The following is a 6,470-nucleotide window of genomic DNA, read 5'->3' as shown; positions in this document are numbered from 1 at the left end:
GGCGCTCCTGCTCGGCGGTGGGCGCGAGCCGCTCCGGGCGGGGCGGTACGGGCCGTGTCTGCCCCGACCGGGAGACCGCGCTGGCCGCCTGCCGCGAGGTCACCGGTGTCCGCAACCTGATGGGCGCGACCAACGACCAGGTGATCCTCCAGGAGTTCCTGGCGGGCACCCAGTACATCGTCAACACCGTCAGCCTGCACGGTCGTCACCTGCTCACCGAGCTGTACGCCGAGCGGATCGACCGGATCGACAACGCCCCGGTACTGCGGCACATCATCTCCCGCACGGAGAGCGCCGGCCGGGAGCGCGAGCTGGTCGAGTACGTCTTCGGTTGCCTGGACGCGCTGGGCGTGCGGGAGGGCGCCGCGCACACGGAGGTGATGCTCACCCCCGGCGGACCCCGTCTGGTCGAGGTGAACTCCCGTGTGATGGGCCCGAGTCTGGCCCCCGACCCGTACCACGCGGCGTTCGGCTACAGCCACCAGCACCTCACCGTGGAACGCTATCTGCGTCCCGCCGAGTTCGAGCGGCGTTTCGCCCTCCCGTACGGGCCGGCGCGGACCGTGGCCAAGGTCTTCCTCCGCCCGCACCGGGAGGGGGTCCTGGAGGCCGTGGACGGCCTGCGGGCGCTGCGCCGGATGCCCGGCTTCCACAGTGTCGTCCGGCTGCCGAAGGTGGGCGAGCCGCTGCGCGACCGCTATCTGACCACCGGGGCCTGCGGGATCGCCTTCCTGGTCCACGAGGACGCGGCGCTGCTGGAGAGTGTCCTGGAGACGCTGCACGAGATGGAGGACGCGGGCGACTTCTTCCGGGTCCGGGCGGGTGGGGCGTGACGTGGCGGAGGTTCTGATCTCGCTGTCGGTACTGCTTCAGGCGGGCTGTTTCGGCTATCTGTCGGGGCGGCTCACGCCGAGCGGCAGCCTGCTGCTGTCGTGCGCGGGCTTCGCGCTGTCGGCGCTGGTGTTCAACGGGCTGCGGCTGGTCCGGCGGGGGCGGGCTTCCGGCGCCCGCGCGAACCCCGCGGACCGGCGGCGCGTACGCCGGCTGCTGTGGCTGATGAACGCGGTCACCGCGCTCACCTTCCTGAGCTTCTACGTCGCCCTGGCGTGGATCCCGGCGACGCTGGCCAGTGGCGTCGAGACCGCCATCGGTCCGCTGGCGCTGGCCGTGCTCGCGGTGGTCCTCGGTGTGGGTGACCGGCCGACGCCGCGCGCCTGGGGCTGGGCCGTGGCGCTCGCGGCCGTCGGCGGAGCCCTGGCCTGGCGCCTCACCGGCGGTGACGGCGTGGGCCGGTCCGCCGTGGCGGGGCTCGCCCTGGTCGCCGTCGCCGGGGCCGGGGCCTCGGGGCTCGCGCTGGTGTCGAAGGCGCTGGGCGAGCTGGGCGCCGACCCGGTCACCGTGACGGCCCACCGCTTCCACCTCACCTATCTCGGTGCCGGGGCGCTCTTCCTGGTCCAGGGCGCGTCACCGCACGACAGCGGGGTCGCGCTCGCGCTCCTTCCGCCGGTGGGCGCGGCGGCCGTGACGGTCCCGCTGTTCGTGCTCCAGGTGGGCCTTCAGCGGGCGCGCCCGATGGTCGCGATGACCATTCTGACGACGCTGCCGGGCCTGACCTATCTCTCCGAGGCGCTGTGGGGCGGGGGCGTCGACGCCGCCGGCCTCGCGCTCACCGCGCTGCTCGTCCTCCTGGCCGTCGTGTCCGCGGCGGCGGGGCGGCCACGCGCGCAGCACGCGGCACGGCCGCCGAAGCCGACCGACACCACCCTTTTCCCGGCCTCCGTGGCGAGTTCCGTGGGCAGTAAGGACGACTCTTGACCACACACATCACCCGTCGCCTGGCGTCGGCCGCGCCCGCGAGCGCGGTCACGGCGGGCTTCCTCGCCATGCTCATCGGCGTCACCAGTTCCGTGGCCATCGTCGTCACCGCGGCGGAGCAGGCCGGCGCCACCCACGCGCAGCTCACGTCGTGGATGCTCGCCCTCGGCGTCGGTATCGGTGTCACCGGCGTCGGGCTCTCGCTGCGCTACCGGGCGCCGGTCGTCACGGCGTGGTCCACGCCCGGCGCCGCCCTGCTGGCCACCGGGTTGCACGGGGTGTCGATGGCACAGGCCGTCGGCGCGTTCCTGCTCTCGGCGGTCCTGATCGCGGTCAGCGGTGTGACCGGCTGGTTCGAACGCGTCATGGACCGGATCCCCGTGCCGCTGGCCGCGGCCCTGCTGGCGGGCGTGCTCGTGCAGTTCGGCACGGGCCTGTTCACCAGGATGCAGCACAGCTTCGCCGTGGTGTTCCCCATGTTCGCGGTCTACCTGCTGGGCCGGAGGTGGCTGCCGCGCTACGCCGTCATCGGTGCGCTGGCCGTCGGGACCGCGGTGAGTGCGTTCCAGGGCTCGTGGCACCTGCGGGGTCTTCACCTGGCACCGGCCGAACCGGTGTTCGTCCGCCCGGAGTTCTCCTGGCAGGTACTCGTCGGCGTCGGCCTGCCGCTGTTCGTGGTGACCATGGCCTCGCAGAACCTCCCGGGCGTGGCGGTCCTGCGCAACGCCGGCTACCGCACGCCCGTCTCGCCCCTGCTCACCTGGACCGGCATCGTCAATGCCCTGCTGGCCCCGCTGGGTTGCTTCGGCCTGAATCTGGCCGCCATCACGGCGGCGATCTGCACGGGCGAGGAGGCCCACCGCGACCCCCGCAGACGCTACCTGGCCGCCGTCTGGGCGGGCCTGTTCTACCTGGTGGTCGGTCTCTTCGGCGGCGTGGTGGGATGGCTGCTCACCGCCATGCCCAGCGCGCTCATCATGGGCATCGCCGGCCTGGGCCTGCTGGGCACGATCGGCAGCTCGCTGTCGACGGCCCTGTCCGACGAGGGCACGCGCGAGGCGGCGGTCATCACGTTCCTGGCCACCGCTTCGGGCATGACGCTGTTCGGCATCGGGTCGACGTTCTGGGGGCTGCTGGCCGGCGTGCTGGCGACGGCGGTGGCGAACGCCCGGCGCCGCCGGGCGCCGAAGGCGGACCCGGCCGACCCGGCGCCGTCCCCGGCGGAGCGCGAGGAGAGCCGGGCGTAGCGCTGTCCCTCGGCGCCGGCGGCGCGGCCACCGCCGCCTCGGCCGGCACACGGCACGCAGGTGGTGCGGGCTCTCAGCTGCTCGTCGCCGACGGCGCGCACCTTCGCACCACGGTGCCGTCGCCGGGCACTTCGACAGGGGGCTTGTCGAGGCACCACGCCTCCAGGGCGCTTGTCCTCGCGGCCAAGCTGCCCCGCCGGCACGCGTGGCGCAGCTGTTCCCGACCAGGCTGCTCGCGGCGAGGCGACCGCTGCGGCCGCCGGGCCGGGCCCGGCGCTGCGGGGCCTTTCCGGGCGCGGCCCGTCAGCGGCGCCGGAGGGCGTTGAGCCGGGCGGCCTGGCGTGTCAGGTGATCACGCTCGGCGAGGTTGGGTGCCTTGTGGGCCGCCTCGGCGTACAGCCGGGCCGCTGTCGCCAGGTCGCCGTCGCGCTCGTGGAGGTACGCCGCCACTGCGGCGTGGCGGGGCAGTGAGGTGTCCAGCTCCGCGAGCGCCGCCAGCCCGGCGCGTGGTCCGTCGGCCTCGCCGACGGCCACCGCGCGGTTGAGCCGGACGATGGGGCTGTCGGTCAGGCGCATGAGCTCGTCGTACCACTCGGCGATCTGCACCCAGTCGGTCTCCTCGGCGGTGGGTGCGTCGGCGTGGAGGGCCGCGATGGCGGCCTGGGCCTGGAACTCGCCCAGCCGGTCGCGGGCGAGGGCCGCCTGGAGGATCGCGACGCCCTCGGCGATCGACTCGGTGTCCCACCGGCTGCGGTCCTGCTCGGCGAGCGGGACCAGGCTGCCGTCGGTCGCGGTCCGGGCCGCGCGCCTGGCGTGGTGGAGCAGCATGAGGGCGAGCAGCCCGGCCACCTCGGGGTGGTCGATGCGGGCGGCGAGCTGCCGGGTGAGCCGGATGGCCTCGGCGGCGAGGTCGACGTCGCCGCTGTAGCCCTCGTTGAAGACGAGGTAGAGGACGCGCAGCACGGTGGCGACGTCGCCGGGCCGGTCGAAGCGCACGCCGGCCACGGTGCGCTTGGCCCGGCTGATCCGTTGCGCCATGGTCGCCTCGGGTACCAGGTAGGCCTGGGCGATCTGGCGGGTGGTCAGCCCGCCGACGGCACGCAGTGTGAGGGCGACGGCGGACGACGGGGTCAGTGACGGGTGGGCGCACAGGAAGTAGAGCTGGAGCGTGTCGTCCACCGCGGGCGCCGGCCCGGGCACCGGCTCCTCGTCGAGGCGGTCCTCGCGCCGGCGGCGGGCGGCGTCCGCCCGGGCCTGGTCGAGGAACTTGCGCCAGGCCACGGTGACCAGCCAGCCCTTCGCGTCCCGCGGAGGGTCGGCCGGCCAGACCCGGAGCGCCTCGACCAGAGCGTCCTGCACGGCGTCCTCGGCCGCCGCGAAGCCGGCTCCGCGGCGGACGAGGACGGTGAGCACGCTCGGCGTCAGGCTTCTCAGCAGGGCCTCGTCCACCGGTGACGTCACTGCGTGATGGTGGGCGGCGCGGCCAGGAACGGGCGCACCTCCAGCCATTCGTGGATCGGCCTGCCGCCCGCCCCGGGGGCGGCCGACAGTTCCCCGGCCAGCTCGACGGCGCGCTCGTAGCTGTCGACGTCGATGATCATCCAGCCGGCGATGAGGTCCTTGGTCTCGGCGAACGGGCCGTCGGTGACCGGCGGGCGCCCCTCACCGTCGTAGCGGACCCACGCACCCTCGGGGGCGAGGGCCTGACCGTCGACGAACTCGCCGGTCTTCTCCAGCCGCGCCGCGAAGTCGTGCATGTACTGCACGTGCGCCGAGATCTCCTGTGGTGTCCACTGGTCCATCGGCACGTCGTTCACCGGAGCAGGAGCGCCACGGTAGTGCTTGAGCAGCAAGTACTTGGCCATCGTGATCTCTCCTCGGTGCTGGTACGACCCATTGTGGTCGCCTTCACCCCGGGGACGGAGCCAGGCACGGGTTCTCGACATCACCATCCGAATTTTTCCGGGCTCTCACGGACAAGCACTGGACGAGCCCTCTCGTGGTGTCCGGGCCACGGCGTGGCGCGAGGCCGAGACTCAGCGCGGGCGCCCCGGAGGAGCCGTCGGCCCGGGCGCGCGCGTCACCGCCCGGCTGCGCGCGGAGGACCCGGAAGGCCGCCTCCGAGGCCCTCCGCAAGGGGCCGGGCCGGCCATGAGCCCCGGCGCCGTGTGGGGCACGGGCCTGCCAGACGTGTGACGCCGGCCTCGTCCTCTGTGAGCCGGTCGAACGCGACGGCGAGAGTGCCCGCCTGGCCGCCGGCGCGGACGAGCGGCACCTCGCGCGCCGCCGTACCGACCCTGCTCGTTCTCGGCTTCGGCAACGTCGGCGAACGTGCCGTCGCCGAGGGCATTGCGACCGTCGGCTCCTTGCTCACCGGCTCGTCGCAGGGCGCCGGGCTGTGGGCGGCACCGCCGGAACTGTGAGGAGCCGCACGACCGATCAGGTGCGAGTTCCGCGGATGACGCAGAGCCGTAAACCCGCCCCTGGGGGCCGCGTTCCGCATCCGCTCATACGAGTAATGAGCTTTCGGATGGAAATATCCGCGGATGCCCGTTGAACGCCGCGTTGCGGATTGTCACCGCCGTTCGCCATGAACATCGTTGGATGACATGACACCCCCCGTAACAGCCGTCCTTCCCTTGCTCATCACCTGTCTCGTCGAACACTTCGGCAGGGATCCCGAGGCGGTCACGGCCGACACCCGGCTGGAGGATCTGGAGATGGACTCGCTGGCCGTGCTGGAGCTGCTGACCGTCCTGGAGGACGAGCACGGCATCCCCCTGCCCGAGGACACCGGATCGCTTCACGACGGTTCGACCCTCGCGGACGTCGCCGCGCTGATCGAGCGGGCCCGGGCGGCCTCCGCCGAGGCTCCCGCATGACCGCCGTCGCGGTGACTGGCGTCGCGATGATCACCCCTGCGGGGAACGACGCCACCTCGACGTGGGAGCGTATGCGGCTGGGCACCTCGACCGCCTCCGCCGATCCGAAGCTCGACGGGCTGCCCGTCACCTTCTCCTGCCGGGCCGACTCCTTCGACGCGGACCGCGTGCTGGGGCGCCAGCTGACCTGGCGTCTGGACCGTTTTCTCCAGCTCGCGATCGCCGTGGCCCGGCAAGCGGTCGCCGACGCCGGACTCGATGCGACCGCCTGGGACGGTGAGCGCGTCGGCGTGGTGGTGGGCGCGAGCGGGGAAGGTGACGAGACGGCGGGCACGGCCTGGAAGAAGCTGCTGGACGGGCGGCACAAGGGCATCTCACCGAGCACCATTCCACGGGGCGCGGCCAACATGGCCGCGGGCGAGATCAGTCTCGATCTCAACGCCAGGGGCCCCGGCCTGAGCGTGCACACCGCCTGCGCCTCCGGGGCCACGGCCATCAGCGTGGCCCACGGCCTGCTGCGGTCCGG

Annotated in this window: 7 protein-coding genes and 1 pseudogene; 6 read left to right on the top strand and 2 right to left on the bottom strand. The window is 73.4% G+C overall.

The features are described 5' to 3' along the window. From AB0K09_RS27980 to AB0K09_RS27970, 3 genes and pseudogenes are all read left to right on the top strand, one after another. A pseudogene (locus AB0K09_RS27980) lies at window positions 1–833 on the top strand (hypothetical protein); the annotation flags it as partial. Window position 834: 1 nt separating this feature from the next. Next, on the top strand, window positions 835–1,815 hold the full coding sequence (locus AB0K09_RS27975) for a hypothetical protein (RefSeq protein WP_366068195.1): 981 nt from the start codon (window positions 835–837) through the stop codon (window positions 1,813–1,815). Beyond that, window positions 1,812–3,062, top strand: coding sequence for a benzoate/H(+) symporter BenE family transporter (locus AB0K09_RS27970; protein ID WP_366068194.1), 1,251 nt, complete (start codon window positions 1,812–1,814; stop codon window positions 3,060–3,062). The genes AB0K09_RS27975 and AB0K09_RS27970 overlap by 4 nt, the downstream gene beginning before the upstream one ends. A gap of 303 nt (window positions 3,063–3,365) precedes the next feature. Here the strand turns inward: AB0K09_RS27970 and AB0K09_RS27965 are convergent, their stop codons facing one another. After that, entirely contained in the window at window positions 3,366–4,511 is a 1,146-nt protein-coding gene (locus AB0K09_RS27965) for a DUF6596 domain-containing protein (RefSeq protein WP_366068196.1), read from the bottom strand. Between the two features lie 8 nt (window positions 4,512–4,519). Continuing rightward, complete coding sequence (locus AB0K09_RS27960; RefSeq protein WP_366068193.1) at window positions 4,520–4,927, bottom strand: YciI family protein; 408 nt, start codon at window positions 4,925–4,927, stop codon at window positions 4,520–4,522. A 375-nt stretch (window positions 4,928–5,302) separates the two neighbouring features. Between AB0K09_RS27960 and AB0K09_RS27955 the strand changes: the two genes are divergently transcribed. The 3 genes from AB0K09_RS27955 to AB0K09_RS27945 form a co-directional block, all read left to right on the top strand. Continuing rightward, window positions 5,303–5,485, top strand: coding sequence for a hypothetical protein (locus AB0K09_RS27955; protein ID WP_366068192.1), 183 nt, complete (start codon window positions 5,303–5,305; stop codon window positions 5,483–5,485). 186 nt (window positions 5,486–5,671) lie between these two features. Then, window positions 5,672–5,944 carry an acyl carrier protein gene (locus tag AB0K09_RS27950; protein ID WP_366068191.1) on the top strand — a complete coding sequence of 91 codons (273 nt, stop codon included), beginning with the start codon at window positions 5,672–5,674 and terminating at the stop codon, window positions 5,942–5,944. Further along, the coding region (locus tag AB0K09_RS27945; RefSeq protein ID WP_366068190.1) for a beta-ketoacyl synthase N-terminal-like domain-containing protein at window positions 5,941–6,470 on the top strand (530 nt) is incomplete at its 3' end. The genes AB0K09_RS27950 and AB0K09_RS27945, both read left to right, overlap by 4 nt.

This window comes from Streptomyces sp. NPDC049577 (assembly GCF_040675635.1).
Taxonomy (GTDB): Bacteria; Actinomycetota; Actinomycetes; order Streptomycetales; family Streptomycetaceae; genus Streptomyces.
Note: the sequence above shows the minus strand (reverse complement) of the source record. Positions and strands in the feature narration are given on the sequence as shown.

Coding starts and splice junctions, on each gene's coding strand:
- AB0K09_RS27950 (WP_366068191.1), top strand. CDS start 5,672: ATGACACCCCCCGTAACAGCCGTCCTTCCCTTGCTCATCACCTGTCTC.
- AB0K09_RS27960 (WP_366068193.1), bottom strand. CDS start 4,927: ATGGCCAAGTACTTGCTGCTCAAGCACTACCGTGGCGCTCCTGCTCCG.